Origin of the sequence: Iodobacter violaceini, from assembly GCF_011601265.1 — a bacterium.
In the GTDB taxonomy this organism is placed as follows: domain Bacteria; phylum Pseudomonadota; class Gammaproteobacteria; order Burkholderiales; family Chitinibacteraceae; genus Iodobacter; species Iodobacter violaceini.
The window spans coordinates 518,767-539,450 of sequence record NZ_JAAOLX010000002.1 but is presented as its reverse complement, the minus strand read 5'-3'; the positions used below and the strand labels follow the sequence as shown (position 1 = coordinate 539,450).

Here is a 20,684-nt window from a genome sequence, read left to right as displayed (position 1 = left end):
TATATTGATGAGTAAGGAGATTAATCCGTGAATTGGCAACGCTTGTGTGCCCCTCTGGCCTTGATGCTTGGCGCTTGCGCCAGCCAGCCAACACCTCCTGCACCGATTGTAGATCGCAGTGCTCAGGCCGTTGTTCCTCCAGCGCCTCGCGTTAATACACCTGCCGCGCCTGTAGCGGGCGCAGATCCCCGTCCGGCAACTTACACGGTGAAGAAAGGCGACACACTGTACCGGGTTGCTTTGGATCATGGTCTTGCCTATCGCGATTTGGCAGCATGGAATAATCTGGGGGATGTGAATGGGATTAAGGTGGATCAAACCTTACGGCTCACACCTCCTGAAGGCGCGGTTGAAATTCGCCCTTTAAAAACAGATGAAGTGCAAAAAACAGACACTAAATCTGAACTGAAACAAGAAACTAAAAACTATCCAAAAGCTGTAAAAGTGCCCTATGGCGCACAGTCTGCCAGCGCTGTAGCGGCCCTTGCTGAAGGCCCGGTTGTTGTGTCTAAATCACAATCTGACAGCGCAAAACTACCGTCTGTCACCGCTTCTGGCGGATCGGTGGCCAAAACAGCCTCTGAGGTGCGTGCAGCTTCCGCAGTGAAAACAGCCGAAAAACCAAGTAATAATGCCTCTTCTGCCCCCATTAACAGCGATGAAAAGCCAGGAGATTGGGCTTGGCCGACAGCAGGTAAAACAGTGAAGGCTTTCTCTGAAGAAAATCGCGGTATTGATATCTCAGGGAAAATAGGCCAGTCTGTAATTGCATCAGCTAATGGTAAGGTTGTTTACGCAGGCTCCGGCTTACGTGGTTACGGAAAGATGATTATCCTTAAGCACAACCAAGAATTCCTGACGGCATATGCAAATAACAGTAAACTGTTTGTCAAGGAAGGGGGTGAAGTCCGAAAGGGGGATAAAATTGCTGAGATGGGCAATAGCGATAGTGATCAGGTCAAACTGCACTTTGAAATGCGCAGATTTGGGAAGCCGGTAGACCCTGCAAAATACATCCAAGCGGAAAAAAAATGAACGATCAGCTTGATATTCTGGAAGAGGAATTACTCGAGGAGGCCGACGATCTCGAGAAGGCCGAGCAGGAAGATGGTTCGGAGATTGAGGCCGAGCCTGCTGCGGATGAAGCGGAAGCCCACGTTCATGAAAGTACGGGCGACGTGACGCAGATTTACCTTAATGAAATTGGCCAGAGTAAATTACTGACCCCTGATGAAGAGCGTGCTCTGTCACGTAAAGTGGTGCAGGGGGATTTTTATGCCCGGCAAAAAATGATTGAGCACAATTTGCGCCTGGTCGTGAATATCGCCAAGCATTATATTAATCGTGGGATGACCCTTCTTGATTTAATTGAGGAAGGAAATATCGGTTTAATGCACGCATTAGAAAAATTTGACCCCGAACGGGGTTTTCGTTTTTCTACTTATGCCACTTGGTGGATTCGGCAAAGCGTAGAGCGCGCAATTATGAACCAGTCGCGCACGATTCGTTTGCCCGTGCATGTGATTAAAGAATTAAACGTGTATTTACGTGCACAGCGCCATTTGGAAGCCCAATTGGGGCACGAGCCGGTGATTGAAGATATTGCTCATTTGGTGGGCAAATCTGTGGAAGATGTACGCCGGGTAATGAGCTTGAATGAAAGAGTCGCATCACTTGATGCGCCGCTGGATATTGACCCGATGCTGACCATTGGCGAGTCAATTCCGGATGACCAGCACGATGGCCCTGAAGCCATTTTGCAAAATGCTGAAGTAGAGCGCTATGTGCGTGAATGGCTGAAGCAGCTTAATGAAAAACAACGTATTGTGATTGAGCGCCGCTATGGCCTCAACGGCTATGAAGTCTGTACCCTCGAAGACTTAGCCGCCAATTTGAATTTAACCCGCGAGCGCGTGCGCCAGATTCAAATTGAAGCACTGGAACAACTACGCCGTATCTTACGTCGCTATGGCGTAACGAGTGATGTCTTGCTCTGATCGGGCCTTTGCTCTGCATATAAAAAAACCAGTGCGATCCACTGGTTTTTTGCATTTACAGGCCCTGCTCCGGGTATATTGAGCACCATCTTAAGGGCTTAGCTTATTCAAAAAGAGGGGGAATGCCCAGCGATGTGCTGATAATTCCTTTACTTATTTCGAAAAAAAGCAGGGTGAATGAGTGCAAACGAGCAACATCGCTGCTCAGGGTGAAGATTTATTCTGTATGTGTTTGTGAGAGCTGCAAGGCGTAAATTCCACCGTGCTCACCCGCCTTCGCTTGTATTTTTCCGCTACCAGACCAGCCGGAGAAATCGCCAGTGCCACTATCCGGTTCAATGCTTAATGTGCCACTGACCCCTGCAGTGCTGGAGAACAATCCGTCGTGCCTGAGTACAAAGCTGCCTTCATATTCTGCAATTTTGCCAGTAATGCGCTCATATCCCATAAAGGCAACGTCACCGCCTGCTTTGCGGGGATAAGACAATAAATATTCGAGTACGCCATCCCCGGTCAGATCGCCTGTTAGTGTATTGCCAATGCTGGCACGGCTGAGCTTGCCTGCACCTGCAGACTCATGAAAGGCAATTTCGGACCAGCCCTTAGCGACAAAATGAATGCATAGTGAAGATGGAAGCATTTTATATCCTTAAAGTGGGTGATTGGAGTCAGACAACTGTATTTCAAAGGCATAACTGGCCCTTTTTTTACTAAAGCCAATAGCTTCGTAAAAAAGGTGGGCGTTTTCTCTGTGCAGGCCGGATCGCAAGCGCACGCGTTCATAACCTTTTGACTGGGCCCAGCTGTTTGCATGGGTAACCAAGGCTTTGCCAATTCCGCTGCGTTGCAAAGCGGTGTGGACGACCAGTGCACTAATCTCTGCATAGCCATCACTCGCAATTAAGCGCACCCCCTGAATATGGCAAAGGCCTGCCAGTTGCTCATTGTAAAATGCCAGCAAAACGACGTGATCTGGTTGGGCTGAGAGCGCTGCAAAGCGCCTTTCCACATCGCCAGGGCTGCCTGTGTAATCCAGTGCGGGCAGCAGGGCAGAAACCGCTGCAGCATCATGAGTGATCATTGGGCGTATGTTGATCTGAGGCATTATTTCGCTGTTCATTTAGCCGGGGGATTGGTTGAGTACATAGAGCACATCCGGGCAGCCTTCTTCATTGCCGGAGCCATCGCTGAATTCCAGTGCAATAAATCCATATCGCTCATAAAAACGCCTGGCACCGGTATTGGCCTGAAAGGTATAGAGATACACAGGGCGGGGTATTTGGGCTAAAGCATATTTAATCAAGGCTGAGCCTGTGCCTGATCCGGTGTGCAGGGGGTGGATATAGAGATGATTAATCCAATGCCTGTCTTCATCGCCTGCTGTGGCGATAAAGCCATACATCTGGCCATCTTTTGAAGCAGCAATAATGCGGTTTGTTTTAATCAGCACGTCAGCTGCCCAGCTGTAAATAGCTTCGTCGCTATGTGCTAATGGCGCGTAGGGAAGATATGCTTTGCGTGAAGCCAGATAGAGGCTGGCAATTGAATGGCTGTCTGAGCTTTCCGCTAATTGCATGGTTTTTTCCTAAAGCTTTTTAAGCATATTGATTCCCGTTACTTCGTAACCCAGCTGGCGGTATAAAGCTAGCGCGCCGGTGTTATGGCCAAATACATGCAGGCCAATACTGGCCAGACCAAGATCACTCACCAGTGTTTCAATGGCTTTAAATGCTTGCGTTGCATAACCCTGACGCCGGTAAGGGGCTTTGATCTCTAAATCATAAACAAAGGCAAGCCGCACGCCTTTATCTGAAACAGCGGCAAACCAGATAAAACCAACGGTGCTTAGATTGTCTCTGCCAATGATTTCAAATAAATACTGATCGGGCGTATCTGTGCCCTGTGGCAGTAATTTGTGAAATTCATTGCGGGATTGTTCAAGTGCATCTTCTTCCTGCCAGCGGCCGGACTGAATATTCTCTTTGGCATAGCTAAGAATGGAAGACTCAAGATAAGACTCGTAAACCGCAGTACGCATTGGCAATAGAGTGGTCATGGGATTGTTGCCTGATATGGGCTGAAATAGCTGCTCAGCATATCGAAATTTATATGTCTTTAGTTGATTTATTTCTATTTGGCGGGATTTATTTGATTGAATAAACTGGCAGGGCGCGCAGGGCGGCTGTTTAAATATTTACATTGATTTTAAGTAAATAAAAACCCGGGTAAATGATTTTACACCGGGTTTTTTGAATTTAATAATTCAGATTAAATACCGCGCAGCAAATCATTAATACTGGTTTTTGCACGGGTTTTTGCGTCTACTTTTTTAACAATTACCGCGCAGTACAAGCTGTATTTGCCGTCCGCCGATGGCAGATTGCCAGACACCACGACAGAGCCTGCCGGGATGCGGCCGTAAGTCACTTCACCGGTTTCGCGGTCGTAAATCTTGGTGCTTTGGCCGATGTATACACCCATCGAAATCACCGAGCCTTCTTCAACAATCACGCCTTCAACAACTTCAGAGCGCGCGCCGATAAAGCAGTTGTCTTCGATGATGGTTGGGTTGGCTTGCAGTGGCTCCAGTACGCCGCCGATGCCAACGCCGCCGGATAAATGCACGTTTTTACCGATTTGCGCGCAGCTGCCCACGGTGGCCCAAGTGTCGACCATGGTGCCTTCGTCTACATAGGCGCCGATATTCACGTAAGAAGGCATTAACACCACGTTTTTACCAATGAATGAGCCACGACGCGCCATGGCGTTTGGCACTACACGGAAACCGCCTTCACGGAAATCGTTTTCGCTGTAATCAGCAAATTTTGATGGTACTTTGTCGAAATACTGTGTGCAGCCGCCATCCATAGGCACGTTATCGTTAATGCGGAAAGACAGCAGTACGGCTTTTTTAAGCCATTGATGGGTATGCCACTGACCATCAATTTTTTCTGCAACGCGGTATTCACCCTTGTCCAGACCCAAAATCACGCTATTAATCGTTTCACGCAGCTCGGATGGCACATTGGCAGGGGTGATTTCTGCACGGTTTTCAAAAGCAGTTTCGATGATTTGCTGAAGTTGGCTCATGGTGCTTCCTCGGTTAGGTTCTTCGTAGAGCGGGTGAAACCCGCCAAAGTGGTGGTGCGGTATATGCTTGCGGCTTTTACCCGCACTGCAGGATTTTAAAAAGCAGGATGGCGCTGGCAAAAGTGAACGATGCGTTTTGCGGCAGTAATGCAATCATTCAGTGGTGCAACTAAGGCAATACGGATGTAGCCTTCACCAGGGTTGACGCCGTGGGCGCCGCGGGCGAGGTAGCTGCCGGGCAGGACGGTGACGTGTTCTTCTTCAAACAGCTGCCGGGCAAAGGCGGCATCGTCCCCTTTGATTTTTGCCCACAGATAGAAAGCCGCATCGGGCATGCTGACGTTTAAAACGCTTTGCAGCAAGGGGGTAACAGCAGCAAATTTTTGGCTGTAGAGCAGGCGGTTTTCGGCTACATGCGCTTCATCATTCCACGCTGCAGCACTTGCGGCCTGCACCATCGGGCTCATCGCGCAGCCATGATAAGTACGGTAGAGCAGAAATTGCGCTAAAAGTTTCGCGTCCCCGGCTACAAAGCCTGAGCGTAAGCCGGGCACATTGGAGCGCTTCGACAGGGATGAGAAAATCACCAGATTATGGTAGTCCCGCCCCAGTTGAGCTGCCGCTTCGAGTGCACCCAGTGGCTTATCTTCGCCAAAGTAAATTTCTGAATAACATTCATCAGATGCAATCACAAAGCCGTACTGATCAGACAGAGCAAATAGTTTTTGCCAGTCGGCCAGTGAGGCGACTGCGCCAGTCGGGTTGCCGGGTGAGCAGGCAAAGACCAGCTGAGTGCGTTGCCAGACCGCATCTGGAACGGCGTCCCAATCAGGCTGAAAGCGGTTTTCTGCATTGCAGTTTACAAAATAAGGCTCGGCCCCTGCTAAAAGGGCCGCGCCTTCATAAATCTGGTAAAAGGGATTGGGCGAGAGCACCACGGGCTGCTGCTCAGGGCGGGTGTCAATGATAGTTTGGGCAAAAGCAAACAATGCTTCGCGGCTGCCATTCACAGGAATGATTTCGGTCGCCGGATTGGGGGCTGTAATACCGTAGCGATTAGCTAACCAGTTGCTGATGCTTTGCCTCAGCTCATCTGATCCCAGCGTGGCCGGATAGGCGGACAGGCCATCAAAGTGTGCGATCAGAGCCTCGGTAACCAGCCTGGGCGTGGCATGTTTGGGCTCGCCAATGGATAAATTAATATGTGCTAATGCCGGATTAGGGCTAAGACCCGCAAAAAGCTGCTTAAGTTTTTGAAACGGATAGGGCTGAAGCAAGGAGAGTTGCGGCGTCATGGCGTTCCGAAAGCACTGGGGAAAACCCCGATTATAGCGGCAGAGCGCCGTCAGGTCTTGTGTGAGTGATTGTCAGCCAGGCTTAGCTTCAGCCCTGAACCACAAGATTTCGAGATCACAGAGTGGTATGGAGAAAAACAAAGTAAGCCTGTTGGGCTCCATACGACTCCGTTTCTTTTTGTGACTAAGTTTCTTTTGCCTGGAGGCTTGCTTATTTAAGCAAATCGCCATAGTCCTGCATCAGCTTACGCACTTTCCCCGCAACCACAGCCGAGCAATAAGGCTGCTCAGGGTTTTGTTCGAAGTAATCCTGATGGTAGGTTTCAGCGGGCCAGAATGTCACAGCAGGTGTCACGGTTGTGACGATGGGATCTGCATACTGATCAGCTAATTCTTTGATCATCGCTTTTGCTGCACTCTCTTGCGCTTCGTTATGGAAAAACAGGCTGGAGCGGTATTGCGTGCCAACATCCTCGCCCTGGCGATTCAGTGTGGTGGGGTTGTGCAGGGCAAAAAATAATTTAAGCAGGGTGCTGTAGCTGATAATGGCCGGGTCAAAAGTCAGCTGAATCACTTCGGCGTGGCCGGTGTCGCCCGTGCATACTGCTTTGTAAGTGGGCGCTTCAACACGGCCGCCCATATAGCCACAATCAACTTGAGATACACCACGCAGGCGGGCAAAAGTGGCGTCGAGACACCAGAAGCAGCCGCCGGCTAAGGTTGCGATTTCGCTCATAATTCGTTTACCTGTTTAATGGTTCGGGTTAATGGCTTATTGCCGCGCGCCGCGCAGATTACCGGGGAGCGGGCCGCTGAAATTACAGCGGTAGGGATTAATATCCAGGCCGCCACGGCGGGTGTAGCGGGCATAAACGGCAAGCTTCAATGGCGCGCAATCACGCATGATATCGACAAAAATGCGCTCTGCGCATTGCTCATGAAATTCATTGTGATTACGAAATGAGATTAAATAGCGCAGCAGGGATTCACGATTAATCGGCTTGCCGGTATAGCTGATTTGAATGCTGGCCCAATCGGGCTGGCCGGTCACCAGGCAATTTGATTTGAGCAAATTGGATGTTAAAGACTCGGTGATGGTGGTGTCCCCGTTGTCACACTTTAATAAGCCGGCTTGAGGGGCATACTGATTAACTTCGATATCCAGGTTATCGATGCAATAGCCATCGAGCTCTGCAAGGCGTTGCTGATGAAATTGCTCCGGGCCAACCAGCTGTACGCTAACGTTTGCACCAGCAGCTGCGGATAAGTCAGTTTGCAGCAGCTTTTGTAAAGCTTCGCGTGTTTCTAATTTGGTCTGATTAAAGCTGTTCAGATAAAGCTTAAATGATTTAGATTCGATGATATTCGGGCTGCTGGCGGGGATATTGAATATTGCAATGGCCACCTGCGGCTTGCCACGGCTATTGAGCCAGGACAGCTCGTAGCCATTCCAGATATCCATACCCATAAATGGCAGGGTTTCACCCACGCCAATTTCCTCGCGCTTGCCCGTACGCGAAATAGGGAAGAGCAGGCCGGGCTCGTATTCGGTGATATAACTAACTGTTTTTCCCAGTGGGGAGAGTTCAACGTCGCTCACGAGCGCTCCTTTTAGTGGATTAAATCAGATTGCTGCAATTAAGCTGCAGCATCTGATCATTTACGCCGTATTTTATCTTTTAAAAGCGGGGTAATGGGGAAATAAGGGCGTGGGGCTTATAAATACCCAGTACTGAAAGCGCCGTTATTGCCATATGACCTTAACGGCCATCCTCTGCTGCAGCGGATATTTGATGAAACCCCCAGGAAAACCCGCTTTATTTGTTCAGTTTTACTTAATGAGTAAAGCACCGGGGCTTAAGCCTTATTTGTACTTTCTGATCAGCCCAACCATTACGCCAAATATTTCCAGCCCTTCTTTAGGGCGGATGGGCTCATAAGCGGGGTTGTGTGGCATCAGCACATAGCCTTGTTTATCGCGGCTCAGGGTTTTAAGCGTGTATTCGCCATCTACGATGGCCACGACTACATCACCTAACTTAGCACCATGACGCTTCTCTACTACGGCGATATCGCCATCGTGAATACCGGCATCAATCATGGAATCCCCTTTGACTCTCACCATTACCGATGCTGAGGGGCACTCGATCAGGTAATCATCGATACTAATGGCTTCGCTCATGGCGTCGTTTGCGGCCGCAGGCAGCCCTGCAGGGACAGGAAAATCTGCCAGCTCGCGCTCAAAAAAGCGTTTGGTGGGAGCGAGGCGTTTGTCTGGCGTGGTATCCACATAACCCGCGAGCATGAGGCGTTTAACAAGGGCTGATACGGCGGATTTGGAAGCCAGCCCGAGTAAATCTCCGATCACCGAATAAGACGGCAGATTGCGGTAATCAGCGTAATAGTCTTGCAGCTTGCCAAGATATTCGGCGTCGCGATTGGGGTGTGCCATGGGTTTTGACCTGTGCAGAACAAACGTTCTACTCTAGCGTAGTGAACGTTCGTTCTGCTGTCAAGCCTGAGCCGCGTGCCTGTTGTATCTGTATGCAATTGATCTTTTGTGTCCGCCCGGACTTTTACCGCCCGCCCGGGCACGGGCTGTTTTACAATAAGCGCCTTTCTGCATTGCTTTGGCTGTATATCTTGAAGATTTTACTTGCCCCTATGGAGGGGCTGCTTGATTTTGTGCTGCGTGATGTGCTGACGCGGGTGGGTGGCATTGATATGTGTGTCACTGAGTTTATTCGCGTGAGCGGCTCTTTATTGCCCAATAAAACATTCTTGCGGATTGCACCAGAGCTGCTTAATGGCAGTAAAACCGTAGCGGGTGTGCCGGTGAGCGTGCAATTATTGGGGTCTGATCCTGTGTGCATGGCTGAAAACGCTGCGCGACTGGCGGAGCTTGGGCCTTATGAGATTGATCTGAATTTTGGCTGCCCTGCCAAAAGCGTGAATCGCCATCGTGGAGGTGCGGTGCTGCTGCAGGAGCCAGAGTTAATTCATGAGATTGTGGGCGCTGTGCGCCGGGCTGTGCCTGCACATATTCCGGTGACGGCCAAAATGCGCCTTGGTTATAACGATAACAGCCAGACGATTGAATGCGCTCAGGCGATGGCCAGTGCGGGCGCCGCGCGGGTGGTTGTGCATGCGCGTACCAAGCTGGATGGCTATAAGCCGCCTGCCTATTGGGAGCTTATTCCTGCCGTGCGTGAAGCCCTGGCCGTGCCGGTGGTGGCCAATGGCGAAATATGGACGGTGGAAGAGTTTCACCGCTGTGCGGCGGTTTCGGGTTGCGATCAGATTATGCTGGGGCGCGGGATTGTTTCTAATCCAGGCTTGGCGCTGATGGCTAAAAATGGCCAGCCCCAATTGCCGTGGGCAGATTTGCAGCCATTGTTTATTTGTTTCTGGCAGCTGATTCAGGCTCAGCACATTATGCCTAAGCACCGCGCAGGGCGGATGAAGCAGTGGCTGACTTATTTGCGCCGTACTTATCCGGAAGCCGAGGCCTTGTTTGCACAGGTTCGTACATTAACCGAGCCGGATGATGTGGCTGCCGTATTGTTGGGAAAGTAGCCTCTAAGGATGGATATGCAAGGGTATTACGAAAGACTGGCGGCAGCTTTGTTGCCGATGCTGGCAGACAGGGCATTGATTCGTGATGCGATTATTTCTGCTGTTTTTATTTTTTCTCTGATGGTTTGCCGCTCCCTGATCCGCCGCGCTATTTTACGCAGGCATGATTTAGGGCCGGAGGTTCGCCGCCGCTGGGTGGTTTATTTACGTAATTGCTCTTTGGCGGTGTTTGCGCTTGGGATGATTTTTATCTGGGGGCATGAGATTCAGACTTTCGCCGTATCGCTGGTGGCGATTGCGGCGGCGATTGTGCTGGCGACCAAAGAAATGATTCTTTGTATGCTGGGGTCTATTTTTCGCAGCAGCAGCAATGCATTTGCCGTGGGGGACAGGGTTGAAATAGGCGGGATACGCGGCCAGGTGATTGATATGAATCTGGTTTCTACCACGCTGATGGAATCGAGCCATGCTTCCCATCGCCAGGGAACCGTTGGCCGAGGTGTAACCGTACCCAATTCATTACTGCTGAGCCAGCCGGTCTTTAATGAAAGCATGCTGGGCGATTATGTGTTGCAGACTATTCATGTTGCTATTTTACGCAACGATGACTGGGAAAGAGCAGAGCGGGTGCTGATGGAGGCGGGGGATGTGATTGCTGCCGAATATGCGCAAGATTTATCCCGCCATGCCCGTGAGCTGGAGCGCCGGTATGCACTGGAATCGCCGATGATGGAGCCAAGGGTAAGAATTTTTCTCGATCACTACGAGGAAATTGGCCTGCAGCTGCAAATTGCGGTGCCGCTTGGGCATCGTGCCAGAATTGAGCAGCGGGTATTAAGATTGTTTTTAAAGGGTATGAGTGCCAATAAGCCATTAGCAAAGAGCGATGTGAAGTGATCCTCCCGGTGGTGTTTTCGCTTTTTCTGAAGGGTTTTATCAGGGATTGAGCTGCGAGGGCAGGCGCTAAGGGGATGAAGGGGGCCGTCTTACTGAGGCCTTAATACATTAACTTCCGGCGGTGGCACATCATTGGGCAGCCATTTTCGGTGTATTTTCTGAAAGTGGCCTTCTTTTTTAAGCCAGATCAGGGCTTCTTCCCATTCTTTTATCGTGCGGGCAGACGTTTGGGCAGAAAACGCTAAATAGAGCTCTAAGCTATCCAGTGTCATGACTTTTTCGACCTCATTAGCAGAGTGGCCGATTTCTTTTAAAACAGATGCAATCACTACGCTGCCATCAACCCACAAATCAAATCGTTTGGCCATGAGTTTTGTGGCTGTCATCTGCGGCGTAGGGGCTAAGTCAATGTTGCTGAAGCCTTTCTTTGCGGCGGTATCAGCAAAGATACTGCCCCGGTAACCGCCAATGGCCTGTTTGTATATGCCATCACCTAATGCCAACAGACGCTCAGCATTGCCTTTGCGGGTGTAAACGCTGGTGCTGCTGATGGCTATGGGGCCAAGCAAAATCATTAATTTCTCACGCTCGCTGGAGCGCCCCACGCTAAATAGCATGACATCCGGCCCGTCAAGCAGTGCCTTGTAGCCGCGTACCCACGGTACGAGCTGAATCGGGTCTTTGTTTTCCATTCTGCTTTGTAATGCTTGTACGATTTCAACGCCCATTCCTGTTAACTTATTGTCTGCCATATAACTAATGGGGGGCCAGCTCTCGGTATAAATCGTGAGCGCATGGCTTGGGGCGCTTACAAAGCAAAAGGCAAGCAGGGTGATGGCTTGCCTGAGCGTGTAAGCTGACAGAGAAGGAGAATGTGCTGGCCGCAACATGGATGAGTGTCGGAAGTTAAAATCTTCAATTACGGTATAGCATGTTTTAAGTGGGTGTCGTCTGGGCTTGGTCTTCTTAATCCATCCCTTGTTCTTTCGTTGTACCCCATGGCGTATTGGCTTGAGCCGTCTTCAATTGATGAATTGGTGCTTAGCTGGTGAGTATGTATCCATTCTTTTTTTTGATCGCTTGTGTGCTAAGTCGCCGATGATGGTGCCATGGATGAGGATTTTCTCTGGTAGCTGCGAATAAATTGGCGTACAGCTGTGCAGGTGTCGTTTGGGCCTCGTGCCAGAATTGTGCAGCGGTGATTAAGAATGTTCGAAGTGTATTGGTGCCAGTGAGCCAGTAGCAAAGAGCGGTGTGAAGTGCTCTTTACGGGGTGTTATTGTCTTTTCTGAAGTTTTTATAAGCGGGCAGAGCTGCTGAGGGCAGGCACTAAGGAGATGAGGGCTGGCGATCCTGCTGAGGTCTTAATACATTGACTTCCGGTGGTGGCACTTCATTAGGGAGCCATTTTCGGTGTATTTTCTGAAAGTGGCCTTCTTTTTTAAGCCAGCTCAGCGCTTCTTCCCATTCTTTTATCGTACGGGCGGGGGTTTGGGTAGAAAACGCTAAATAGAGCTCTAAGCTATCCAGTGTCATGACTTTTTCGATTTCATCGGCGGAGTGGCCAATTTCTTTCAAAATAGAAGGAACTGCTACGCTGCCATCAATCCAAAGATCAAAGCGTTTACCCATCAGCTTGGTTGCTGTCATTTGTGGAGTGGCGGCCAGATCGATTCGGGTGAAGCCTTTTTTGGTCGCGGTGTCCACAAAGATACTGCCCCGGTAGGTGCCGATGGCCTGGTTGTAGATGGAGTCGCCAAGGGCCAGCAGGCGTTCTGCATTGCCTTTTCGGGTGTACACACAGGTGCTGCTGATGGCGATGGGACCAAGCATCACCATAAGCTGCTCACGCTCGCTGGAGCGGCCTAAGCTGAACAGCATCACATTGGGGCCTTCAAGCAGTGCTTTATAGCCCCGCACCCAGGGCACAAGCTGAATGGGGTCTTTATTTCCCAGCCGGTGTTGTAATGCCTGAACGATTTCAACTGCCATGCCTGCTACTTTATTGTCCGCCATATAATTAACGGGCGGCCAGTTCTCGGTGTAGATTGTGAGCGCATGGCTCAGCGTGCTGGCGCAGCAAAAAGCAAGCAGGGCAATGGCTTGTCTGAGCAGATAAATGGCTGGGTAAGGGTAAAATGCTGGCCGTTTCATGGACTACCTGGCTGCGCCGATAGTTAAAATCATCCATTACGGTATAGCATGCTTTGGGCTGGCATTAGTTTGAGCGGGTGCAGTGGTATTGCATCCATCCTCTGCGCTTAAGCCCATCCATTGATGGTGGCGGGTGAATTAAGTTCAGAGGATGGCTGCTGTATTCAGCCTGCAGTCAGCCCGGTTTTTGATAGTCTGAGCATGCGCCCGCATTTGGCAGCAAGCTCAGGATCATGCGTCACAATTACAAAGCCTGTGCCAGATTCCCTGGCTAATTCGAGCATTAATTCAAACACACCGCCTGCGGTTTCGCGATCCAGATTGCCGGTGGGCTCGTCGGCCAGTACACATGCAGGGCGGGTGACCAGCGCACGGGCAATGGCGGTACGCTGACGCTCGCCGCCTGATAATTCGCCAGGTTTGTGGTGGCTGCGATCGGCAAGGCCTACCCGTGCCAGGATGGCTTCGGCTTCTTTCAGGGCGGAAGTCTTATCCATGCGGCGGATAAGCAGGGGCATGGCGACGTTTTCTGCTGCGGTAAATTCGGGTAACAGATGATGAAATTGATAAACAAAGCCCAGATGCTGATTGCGCATCAGGCCGCGTTCGGTTTCATTGAGTGCCAGCGGGTCTTTGCCCATCAGCTGAATTTGCCCGCTGCTTGGTGCATCCAATGCCCCAAGACAGTGCAGTAGTGTGGATTTGCCAGAGCCCGATGCCCCCACAATGGCCACGGTTTCACCCTGATGCAGTTCAAAATCAATATGGACCAGCACCTGGGTTTCCAGTTTGCCGGTTTTATAGTTCTTGCTTAAATTTTGTGCCGCCAGTACGGGCGTTTGACTGGTATTACTCATAACGTAAAGCCTCGGCAGGATTAACGCGGGATGCGCGCCAGCTTGGATAGAGGGTTGCAACCAGCGCTAAGACCAGTGAAATACCACCAATACTGCTGACATCGCCCCACAGCACGCGCGATGGCAGCTCGGAAATCAGATAAACATCCGGGGATAAAATTGTTGTGCCCAGTATGCGTTCAATAAACGGCACAATCACATCCAGATTTTTGGAGATAAACACGCCCGCCAGTACGCCGGAGCCGGTGCCAATCAGGCCGGATAAAGCGCCCTGGATTACAAATATTTTCATAATGGAGCCAGGAGATGCGCCCAGCGTGCGCAAAATGGCGATGTCGGCTTGCTTGTCGGTCACCACCATCACAAGGGTAGAAACCAGATTAAACGCGGCAACGGCTACGATCAGCGTCAGGATGATAAACATCATGCGCTTTTCGATTTCAACAGCGCGGAAATAGGTGGGGTTTTCCTGTGTCCAGTCGGCCACAATTAAATTAGGCATTTCGTAATTGAGCTCGCGCGCAATGCGGCGGGCTAGATTAAGGTCGTCCAGTTTAAGTCTGACGCCCGAAACAGCATCTGCGGTGCGAAATAGTTTTTGTGCGTCGCCAATATGAATCATGGCCACACCCATATCGTAGGGGGCGTAATCGGCTTTAAATATGCCGGTCACGGTAAATTGCTTATATCTTGGCGTGAATCCAGCAATGGTCACCTGGCCTTGCGGGGTAATCAGAGTGACGCGATCGCCCGTGCGAACGCCCAGCTCGCTGGCAAGAGAAATACCCAGTATGACGCCGAATTTATCCGCCTCCAAAGATTGGAATGTTCCGCTGACCAGTTTGCCAGAAACCTCGTTCACGGAGCTTTCCAGCTTGGGATCAATGCCGCGGATGAGTACGCCTTTGACCTGATCGCCACCATTCGTCAGCAAGCCCTGGCCTAAAACATAGGGGGCGGCGGCAAGTACATGCGGATTCTTTTTTGCTGTGCTGGCGGCCGATTGCCAGTCATTCAGCTGGTTGCCTACGCCGCTGATCTGCACATGCGCTGCCATACCAAGAATGCGGTTACGCACTTCTTCCTGAAAGCCATTCATGACAGAGAGCACAATAATGAGCGCGGCCACACCCAGTGCAATACCGATCACGGAAACCAGAGAAATAAACGAGATAAAGCCATTACGACGGCTGGCACGCGTATAGCGCAGGCCGATCAGAAGTTCATACATGGGAATCTAACAGGGCGGGAAAGGCGGCTAGTTTAGCATGCTTCGATCACTCAGCTTGCTTGCTGATGGAGTAAATAGGGTGGCCAGTGCGTGTTTTTTGCAAAAAAAGGAGTGGACATAAAGCGTTGCCCACTCTGCATTCTGACTTGTTAACAGGTAAACAAACCGCGCTGGCGGAATTGATCACGAACCCGTTCGACCAGATCCATCGTTGGGCTTGGGGTGTCGGTCAGCTCGTACTTCATGCCCAGCTCTGCCCATTTGTTTTCGCCCATTTTATGAAAGGGCAATACTTCAACACGTTCGACGTTTTTCATGGGCTGCAGATAATCTGCCAGTTTTTCTACATCTGCAAAATCGTCGCTGATGCCGGGGATGAGTACGTAGCGAACCCAAACCGGTTTGCCCATTTTTTGTAAGCGTTCAGCAAAATCGAGTGTGGGCTGCAGCGGTTTGCCCGTCAGGGCTTCGTATTTAACCGGGTCGCTTTGTTTGATATCCAGCAGCACTAAATCTACATTATCAAACCATGCATCATCAAGGTGGGCGGCTAAAAAGCCTTGGGTATCGAGTGCGGTGTGCAGCTTGAGATCATGTTTGGCGCGGCGGAAAATTTCGCCTACAAAATGAGCCTGCATCAAAGGCTCGCCACCGGAAATCGTCAGACCGCCAGCAATGCGTAAAAAACTGGCGTATTTACTCAGCTCGGTCATGACGGCTTCGACGGTATAGCTTTTGCCGTTATGCAGCTTCCATGTATCCGGGTTGTGGCAATACAGGCAGCGGAACTGGCAGCCACTGACAAAAAGGGCAAAGCGCATGCCGGGGCCGTCGACGGCCGCACCGGTTTCAATTGAGTGTACAAAACCCTGCTGGTGATGTTCGGTATCAAAAGAGATCGGGATGATTTCCCCTGGTGGTTTGCTTGGTTTCATGTTTTTTCCAGTGGTGCTTATTTTATTGTTGTACGTTAAAACGGATCATTAAGCCTGTGCTTAATGATCCGTTTTGGGTAGATCTACTTTGCTTTTGAGCTGCCAGGCAGCATCACTTACGTTTTTTCGTGGAATGTACGGCTGATGACGTCCATTTGCTGCTCACGGGTGAGCTTGACGAAATTAACGGCGTAACCGGAAACACGCACGGTGAGTTGTGGGTATTTATCCGGGTTTTCCATCGCATCAACCAGGGTATCCCTGTTTAACACATTCATATTGAGGTGAAATAGTTGTGCCATGGGCTGCTCCTTGGGTGAGTGTGTGCTCGTCAGTCTTTGGTTCGGATTAATCTGCCAGCCCCTCAGGGCTGACAGATTACAAAGCAATACTTCTTAGCACTTGCCGTGGAATGTGCGGCTGATCACGTCCATTTGCTGTTCGCGGGTCAGTTTCACAAAGTTCACTGCATAACCAGAAACACGCACGGTCAGTTGTGGGTAGTTTTCCGGGTGCTCCATGGCATCCAGCAGGGTGTCACGATTCAATACATTCATGTTCAGGTGGAAGAGCTGATCCATGGTTTGATCAACTGCATCTTTATCGAGGCATGCGGAGCATTCTTCACCGTGTGGCCCAAACAAACCGTCAATCGAAGCCGCTAATGTTTTAACGCGGTCTGCATCGTTATGGCCCAGGGCATCCGGAGTCATGGATGCTGTCCATGACACACCATCCAGGGCTGCTTCGTAAGGGATCTTCGATACTGAGAAGCCCGCAGCGATAAAGCCATTGGTGTCACGGCCATTCATCGGGTTTGCGCCTGGTGAGAACGGTGTGCCTGCACGACGGCCGTCAGGTGTGTTACCTGTTTTCTTGCCATAAACCACATTAGAAGTAATGGTCAGCACCGATTGAGTAGGCATTGAATCACGATAGAACACTGGCTGAGCCTTGATCTTGTTCATAAAGGATTCGGTGAGCCATACCGCAATATCATCTACGCGATCATCGTTGTTGCCATAAGCTGGGTAGTCGCCTTCGATTTTGTAATCAACGGCAATGCCTTTTTCATTACGTACAACGCTTACTTTTGCGTGTTTGATGGCAGAAAGTGAATCTGCAGCCACTGACAAGCCGGCAATACCACAAGCCATGGTGCGCAGAATGTCGCGGTCGTGCAGCGCCATTTCAATGCGTTCGTACGAATACTTGTCGTGCATGTAATGGATGGAGTTCAGCGCGGTTACGTATGTTTTTGCCAGCCAATCCAGCATCACATCGTATTTAGCCATTACTTCGTCGTAATCGAGCACATCACCTTTCAGTGGTTCAAAGCCATTAGCAACCACTTTACCGGTTTTTTCGTCCACACCACCGTTGATTGCATACAGCATGGCTTTGGCAAGGTTAACCCGTGCGCCAAAGAATTGCATTTGCTTACCCACGGCCATGGCTGAAACACAACATGCGATGGCATAATCGTCACCCCATTTAGGTTTCATCAGATCATCGTTTTCGTACTGGATGGCTGAGGTATCAATCGATACTTTCGCGCAGAATTCTTTAAAGCCTTGCGGGAAAGAAGTCGACCACAATACAGTCAGATTAGGCTCAGGAGCCGGTCCGAGGTTGTACAGTGTATGCAGAACACGGAAGCTGGTTTTAGTAACCAGTGTACGGCCATCAAGGCCAGTACCACCGATAGACTCAGTAACCCATGTTGGGTCGCCTGAGAACAGATCATCGTATTCTGGTGTGCGCAGGAAGCGGATAATGCGTAATTTCATGACCATATGGTCAATCATTTCCTGGGCTTGTGACTCGGTAATACGGCCTTCCTGCAGATCGCGTTCGATATACACGTCAAGGAAGGTAGAAGTACGGCCAATCGACATCGCCGCGCCATTTTGCTCTTTAGTGGCGGCAAGATAGCCAAAGTACAGCCATTGGATGGCTTCCTGAGCGGTGGCAGCAGGCTTGGAGATATCAAAGCCGTAAGACTTAGCCATTTGCTTAAGTTCGCCCAGCGCTTTGATCTGCTCGGACAATTCTTCACGCAGACGAATCACAGATTCGGTAAACGGAACATTGTTCAGTTCTGTTTTTTCGCGTTTTTTATCGTTAATCAGGAAATCAACGCCGTATAAAGCGACGCGACGATAGTCACCAATAATACGGCCGCGGCCGTATGAATCGGGCAGACCAGTAATCACGCCTGAGCTGCGGCAAGCCATGATTTCCGGGGTGTAAGCATCAAACACGCCCATATTGTGATCTTTACGGTATTTGGTAAAGATATCCACAATTTGTGGGTTCATTTCAAAGTGATAGGCTTCAAGGCCATTTTGAACCATGCGTAAACCGCCGTTCGGCATAATGGCGCGACGCAGTGGTTTGTCGGTTTGTACACCAACGATGGTTTCTAAATCTTTATTGATGTAACCAGGGCCGTGCGCAGTAATGGATGCACCAACGTGGGTGGATACTTCCAATACGCCACGTTTACGCTCTTCTTTTAACTGAACAGATAATTCTGTCCAGAGCTGAGTGGTGCGTTCGGTCGGGCCGGCAAGGAAGCTATCATCATCCAAGTAAGGCGTATAGTTAAGTTGGATAAAACCACGAGTGTCCACTTTATCTTGCCACTCGCCAGTTTTAAACCCGCGCCAAGCGTCAAGTTGCAGATGGTTTTCTGGTGCGTTCATAGCTGATGCTCCTGTAGGCCTCAAGACCCTGTTGCCATGCATGCCTTATAAGGGCACGCTTTAAGTTTGATCTGTCTGAAAAGCGATCAACCCGCGTTTCAATACGTTCATCCTAGTCCGATCTTTGACGCAAAAACTTAATATAAATCAACTTCCTGGTTTTGTAGCTTGTATAGAGTTGACTACTTTTGCTTTGGGAAAACAGAGCATAAAAACCCAAAAAAAACAGCGCCAAATTACGGCGCTGTTGAGTTAAATATTTACAAGGTAACGGCATGCTCACGGGTTGCATGAAACACAATTTTAGGCCAGCGCTCCTGAGTGAGCTGTAAGTTCACCCGGCTGGTTGCGAGGTAAGCAAGGCTGTTTGCAGCATCGCGTCCCAGGTTATTTACCAGCTGTCCTTCAAAATCGTCGAGCATTTTGGCGTCTTCACAGCTTACCCAGCGTGCCGTGTAAATGGTGGTGGATTCAAATACAGCTTCTACGCCGTATTCATTGGCAAGGCGCGAGGCCACCACTTCAAATTGCAGCACTCCCACCGCGCCCAGAATCAGATCCGAGCCATTTAGCGGTTTAAATACCTGCACCGCACCTTCTTCACCCAGCTGTTGCAAGCCTTTTTGCAGCTGCTTAATTTTCAGCGGGTTTTTGATGCGCACAATACGGAACATTTCAGGTGCAAAGTATGGAATGCCGGTAAAGGCCAGTAATTCGCCCTCAGAGAACGAATCACCAATCTGAATATTGCCGTGGTTAGGAAGGCCGATAATATCGCCCGCGTAGGCTTCTTCAACTTGTTCCCGGCCTTGCGCCATAAAGGTCACTACCGAGTTGGCCGCAATTTCACGGTTAAGCCGCAAATGCTTGAATTTCATGCCGCGGGTAAATTCGCCCGAACAAACGCGCAGGAAAGCAATCCGGTCGCGGTGTTTTGGATCCATATTGGCCTGAATCTTAAATACAAAGGCCGAGAACTTTTCTTCAGTCGGGCTGATGGTACGCACGGTGGCATTGGCATCGCCTGGCGAGGGAGCCCAGTCAACCAGCGCGTTTAAGATTTCACGAATCCCGAAGTTATTAATCGCCGAGCCAAAGAAAACCGGGGTTAAGTCACCCGATAAAAATTCTTCCAGTACAAAGGGATGCGAAGCGCCGCGTACCAGCTCCAGCTCCATACGGGTGTTTTCGATTTCCAGCGGAAAGAGTTCATCAAGGCGCGGGTTATTCAGGCCTTCAATGATTTCCACTTCATCCAGCGGGCCTTTGCCCGGGGTGAACAGCAGCACGGTATCGGTGAGGATGCTGTATACACCACGGAAGGTCTTACCCATGCCGATCGGCCAGGTAATCGGCGCGCAGCGGATTTCCAGCACGCTTTCTACTTCGTCTAATAGCTCAAGCGAATCACGTACTTCGCGGTCGAGCTTATTCATCAGCGTAATAATCGGCGTATTACGCAGGCGGCAGACGTTCAAAAGCTTGATGGTTTGCGCTTCCACGCCCTTGGCCGCATCAATCACCATTAAGGCGCTGTCTACTGCGGTAAGTACGCGGTAAGTGTCTTCAGAGAAATCTTGGTGGCCCGGGGTGTCGAGCAGATTGACCACATGATCGCGGTAATCAAACTGCATCACGCTGGAGGCCACCGAAATACCCCTTTGCTTTTCGATATCCATCCAGTCGGACGTGGCGAACTTGCCGCCTTTTTTACCTTTAACCGTACCGGCGTTCTGAATCGCACCCGAGAAATAAAGCAGCTTTTCGGTGAGCGTCGTTTTACCCGCATCAGGGTGGGAGATAATGGCGAAGGTGCGGCGACGGCCTACTTCGCGTGCTAAATCAGTCATGTAAAGGGCTACAAAAAAGCAAAAGAGGGATTTTACGTTAATTACGGGGGATAAGCACGGATCACTGTGCAGAGCCCCGGCAGGCCGGAGGGTT

21 protein-coding genes are annotated in these 20,684 nt (G+C 50.3%); 4 read left to right on the top strand and 17 right to left on the bottom strand.

Annotated elements, in window-relative coordinates; all coding sequences use genetic code 11:
- Positions 1 to 27: 27 nt before the first annotated feature.
- Both HA050_RS06040 and rpoS read left to right on the top strand, forming a co-directional pair.
- Positions 28 to 1,035: a peptidoglycan DD-metalloendopeptidase family protein gene (locus HA050_RS06040; RefSeq protein ID WP_205836309.1), complete on the top strand. Its 1,008-nt coding sequence runs from the start codon at positions 28 to 30 to the stop codon at positions 1,033 to 1,035.
- Positions 1,032 to 1,997, top strand: coding sequence for an RNA polymerase sigma factor RpoS (gene rpoS, locus HA050_RS06035; RefSeq protein WP_166823362.1), 966 nt, complete (start codon positions 1,032 to 1,034; stop codon positions 1,995 to 1,997). The genes HA050_RS06040 and rpoS overlap by 4 nt, the downstream gene beginning before the upstream one ends.
- Before the next feature lie 217 nt (positions 1,998 to 2,214).
- Here the strand turns inward: rpoS and HA050_RS06030 are convergent, their stop codons facing one another.
- The 9 genes from HA050_RS06030 to HA050_RS05990 all read right to left on the bottom strand — a co-directional run bounded on the left by HA050_RS06030 (position 2,215) and on the right by HA050_RS05990 (position 8,834).
- On the bottom strand, positions 2,215 to 2,637 hold the full coding sequence (locus HA050_RS06030; protein WP_166823359.1) for a DUF3224 domain-containing protein: 423 nt from the start codon (positions 2,635 to 2,637) through the stop codon (positions 2,215 to 2,217).
- A gap of 9 nt (positions 2,638 to 2,646) precedes the next feature.
- Complete coding sequence (locus HA050_RS06025) at positions 2,647 to 3,102, bottom strand: GNAT family N-acetyltransferase (protein WP_166823356.1); 456 nt, start codon at positions 3,100 to 3,102, stop codon at positions 2,647 to 2,649.
- Between the two features lie 15 nt (positions 3,103 to 3,117).
- Positions 3,118 to 3,573, bottom strand: coding sequence for a GNAT family N-acetyltransferase (locus tag HA050_RS06020; RefSeq protein ID WP_166823353.1), 456 nt, complete (start codon positions 3,571 to 3,573; stop codon positions 3,118 to 3,120).
- 9 nt (positions 3,574 to 3,582) lie between these two features.
- Positions 3,583 to 4,053, bottom strand: coding sequence for a GNAT family N-acetyltransferase (locus HA050_RS06015; RefSeq protein ID WP_166823350.1), 471 nt, complete (start codon positions 4,051 to 4,053; stop codon positions 3,583 to 3,585).
- Between the two features lie 212 nt (positions 4,054 to 4,265).
- On the bottom strand, positions 4,266 to 5,087 hold the full coding sequence (gene dapD, locus HA050_RS06010; protein ID WP_166823348.1) for a 2,3,4,5-tetrahydropyridine-2,6-dicarboxylate N-succinyltransferase: 822 nt from the start codon (positions 5,085 to 5,087) through the stop codon (positions 4,266 to 4,268).
- 95 nt (positions 5,088 to 5,182) lie between these two features.
- On the bottom strand, positions 5,183 to 6,382 hold the full coding sequence (gene dapC / locus HA050_RS06005; RefSeq protein WP_166823345.1) for a succinyldiaminopimelate transaminase: 1,200 nt from the start codon (positions 6,380 to 6,382) through the stop codon (positions 5,183 to 5,185).
- A gap of 211 nt (positions 6,383 to 6,593) precedes the next feature.
- Complete coding sequence (msrA, locus tag HA050_RS06000) at positions 6,594 to 7,118, bottom strand: peptide-methionine (S)-S-oxide reductase MsrA (RefSeq protein ID WP_166823343.1); 525 nt, start codon at positions 7,116 to 7,118, stop codon at positions 6,594 to 6,596.
- Positions 7,119 to 7,154: 36 nt separating this feature from the next.
- Positions 7,155 to 7,982 carry an NADPH-dependent 7-cyano-7-deazaguanine reductase QueF gene (gene queF / locus HA050_RS05995; protein WP_166823340.1) on the bottom strand — a complete coding sequence of 276 codons (828 nt, stop codon included), beginning with the start codon at positions 7,980 to 7,982 and terminating at the stop codon, positions 7,155 to 7,157.
- A 264-nt stretch (positions 7,983 to 8,246) separates the two neighbouring features.
- Complete coding sequence (locus HA050_RS05990; RefSeq protein ID WP_166823337.1) at positions 8,247 to 8,834, bottom strand: LexA family protein; 588 nt, start codon at positions 8,832 to 8,834, stop codon at positions 8,247 to 8,249.
- Positions 8,835 to 9,025: 191 nt separating this feature from the next.
- Between HA050_RS05990 and HA050_RS05985 the strand changes: the two genes are divergently transcribed.
- Both HA050_RS05985 and HA050_RS05980 read left to right on the top strand, forming a co-directional pair.
- Positions 9,026 to 9,958, top strand: a complete 933-nt coding sequence (locus HA050_RS05985; RefSeq protein WP_205836308.1) for a tRNA-dihydrouridine synthase — start codon at positions 9,026 to 9,028, stop codon at positions 9,956 to 9,958.
- 15 nt (positions 9,959 to 9,973) lie between these two features.
- Positions 9,974 to 10,855, top strand: a complete 882-nt coding sequence (locus HA050_RS05980) for a mechanosensitive ion channel family protein (protein ID WP_166823334.1) — start codon at positions 9,974 to 9,976, stop codon at positions 10,853 to 10,855.
- Positions 10,856 to 10,944: 89 nt separating this feature from the next.
- Here the strand turns inward: HA050_RS05980 and HA050_RS05975 are convergent, their stop codons facing one another.
- From HA050_RS05975 to HA050_RS05940, 8 genes are all read right to left on the bottom strand, one after another.
- On the bottom strand, positions 10,945 to 11,745 hold the full coding sequence (locus tag HA050_RS05975) for a substrate-binding periplasmic protein (RefSeq protein WP_166823331.1): 801 nt from the start codon (positions 11,743 to 11,745) through the stop codon (positions 10,945 to 10,947).
- A gap of 439 nt (positions 11,746 to 12,184) precedes the next feature.
- Positions 12,185 to 13,009, bottom strand: coding sequence for a substrate-binding periplasmic protein (locus HA050_RS05970; RefSeq protein ID WP_166823328.1), 825 nt, complete (start codon positions 13,007 to 13,009; stop codon positions 12,185 to 12,187).
- Positions 13,010 to 13,173: 164 nt separating this feature from the next.
- Positions 13,174 to 13,866, bottom strand: a complete 693-nt coding sequence (gene lolD / locus HA050_RS05965) for a lipoprotein-releasing ABC transporter ATP-binding protein LolD (RefSeq protein WP_166823326.1) — start codon at positions 13,864 to 13,866, stop codon at positions 13,174 to 13,176.
- Positions 13,859 to 15,097 carry a lipoprotein-releasing ABC transporter permease subunit gene (locus HA050_RS05960; RefSeq protein WP_205836307.1) on the bottom strand — a complete coding sequence of 413 codons (1,239 nt, stop codon included), beginning with the start codon at positions 15,095 to 15,097 and terminating at the stop codon, positions 13,859 to 13,861. The genes lolD and HA050_RS05960 overlap by 8 nt, the downstream gene beginning before the upstream one ends.
- 149 nt (positions 15,098 to 15,246) lie before the next feature.
- Positions 15,247 to 16,032, bottom strand: coding sequence for a pyruvate formate-lyase-activating protein (pflA, locus tag HA050_RS05955; protein ID WP_166823323.1), 786 nt, complete (start codon positions 16,030 to 16,032; stop codon positions 15,247 to 15,249).
- A 116-nt stretch (positions 16,033 to 16,148) separates the two neighbouring features.
- Positions 16,149 to 16,421: a glycine radical domain-containing protein gene (locus HA050_RS05950; protein WP_277344367.1), complete on the bottom strand. Its 273-nt coding sequence runs from the start codon at positions 16,419 to 16,421 to the stop codon at positions 16,149 to 16,151.
- A 6-nt stretch (positions 16,422 to 16,427) separates the two neighbouring features.
- Complete coding sequence (pflB, locus tag HA050_RS05945) at positions 16,428 to 18,740, bottom strand: formate C-acetyltransferase (protein ID WP_166823320.1); 2,313 nt, start codon at positions 18,738 to 18,740, stop codon at positions 16,428 to 16,430.
- 260 nt (positions 18,741 to 19,000) lie between these two features.
- Positions 19,001 to 20,590: a peptide chain release factor 3 gene (locus tag HA050_RS05940; protein WP_099397472.1), complete on the bottom strand. Its 1,590-nt coding sequence runs from the start codon at positions 20,588 to 20,590 to the stop codon at positions 19,001 to 19,003.
- Positions 20,591 to 20,684 lie beyond the last annotated feature (94 nt).

Excerpts from the sequence above, each read along its gene's own strand:
- HA050_RS05940 (WP_099397472.1), bottom strand. The coding sequence starts at position 20,590 with ATGACTGATTTAGCACGCGAAGTAGGCCGTCGCCGCACCTTCGCCATT.
- msrA (WP_166823343.1), bottom strand. The coding sequence starts at position 7,118 with ATGAGCGAAATCGCAACCTTAGCCGGCGGCTGCTTCTGGTGTCTCGAC.
- HA050_RS05970 (WP_166823328.1), bottom strand. The coding sequence starts at position 13,009 with ATGAAACGGCCAGCATTTTACCCTTACCCAGCCATTTATCTGCTCAGA.
- HA050_RS06015 (WP_166823350.1), bottom strand. The coding sequence starts at position 4,053 with ATGACCACTCTATTGCCAATGCGTACTGCGGTTTACGAGTCTTATCTT.
- rpoS (WP_166823362.1), top strand. The coding sequence starts at position 1,032 with ATGAACGATCAGCTTGATATTCTGGAAGAGGAATTACTCGAGGAGGCC.
- HA050_RS05960 (WP_205836307.1), bottom strand. The coding sequence starts at position 15,097 with ATGTATGAACTTCTGATCGGCCTGCGCTATACGCGTGCCAGCCGTCGT.
- pflB (WP_166823320.1), bottom strand. The coding sequence starts at position 18,740 with ATGAACGCACCAGAAAACCATCTGCAACTTGACGCTTGGCGCGGGTTT.
- HA050_RS05980 (WP_166823334.1), top strand. The coding sequence starts at position 9,974 with ATGCAAGGGTATTACGAAAGACTGGCGGCAGCTTTGTTGCCGATGCTG.
- pflA (WP_166823323.1), bottom strand. The coding sequence starts at position 16,032 with ATGAAACCAAGCAAACCACCAGGGGAAATCATCCCGATCTCTTTTGAT.
- dapC (WP_166823345.1), bottom strand. The coding sequence starts at position 6,382 with ATGACGCCGCAACTCTCCTTGCTTCAGCCCTATCCGTTTCAAAAACTT.
- HA050_RS05990 (WP_166823337.1), bottom strand. The coding sequence starts at position 8,834 with ATGGCACACCCCAATCGCGACGCCGAATATCTTGGCAAGCTGCAAGAC.
- HA050_RS06030 (WP_166823359.1), bottom strand. The coding sequence starts at position 2,637 with ATGCTTCCATCTTCACTATGCATTCATTTTGTCGCTAAGGGCTGGTCC.
- HA050_RS06020 (WP_166823353.1), bottom strand. The coding sequence starts at position 3,573 with ATGCAATTAGCGGAAAGCTCAGACAGCCATTCAATTGCCAGCCTCTAT.
- lolD (WP_166823326.1), bottom strand. The coding sequence starts at position 13,866 with ATGAGTAATACCAGTCAAACGCCCGTACTGGCGGCACAAAATTTAAGC.
- dapD (WP_166823348.1), bottom strand. The coding sequence starts at position 5,087 with ATGAGCCAACTTCAGCAAATCATCGAAACTGCTTTTGAAAACCGTGCA.
- HA050_RS05975 (WP_166823331.1), bottom strand. The coding sequence starts at position 11,745 with ATGTTGCGGCCAGCACATTCTCCTTCTCTGTCAGCTTACACGCTCAGG.
- HA050_RS06025 (WP_166823356.1), bottom strand. The coding sequence starts at position 3,102 with ATGCCTCAGATCAACATACGCCCAATGATCACTCATGATGCTGCAGCG.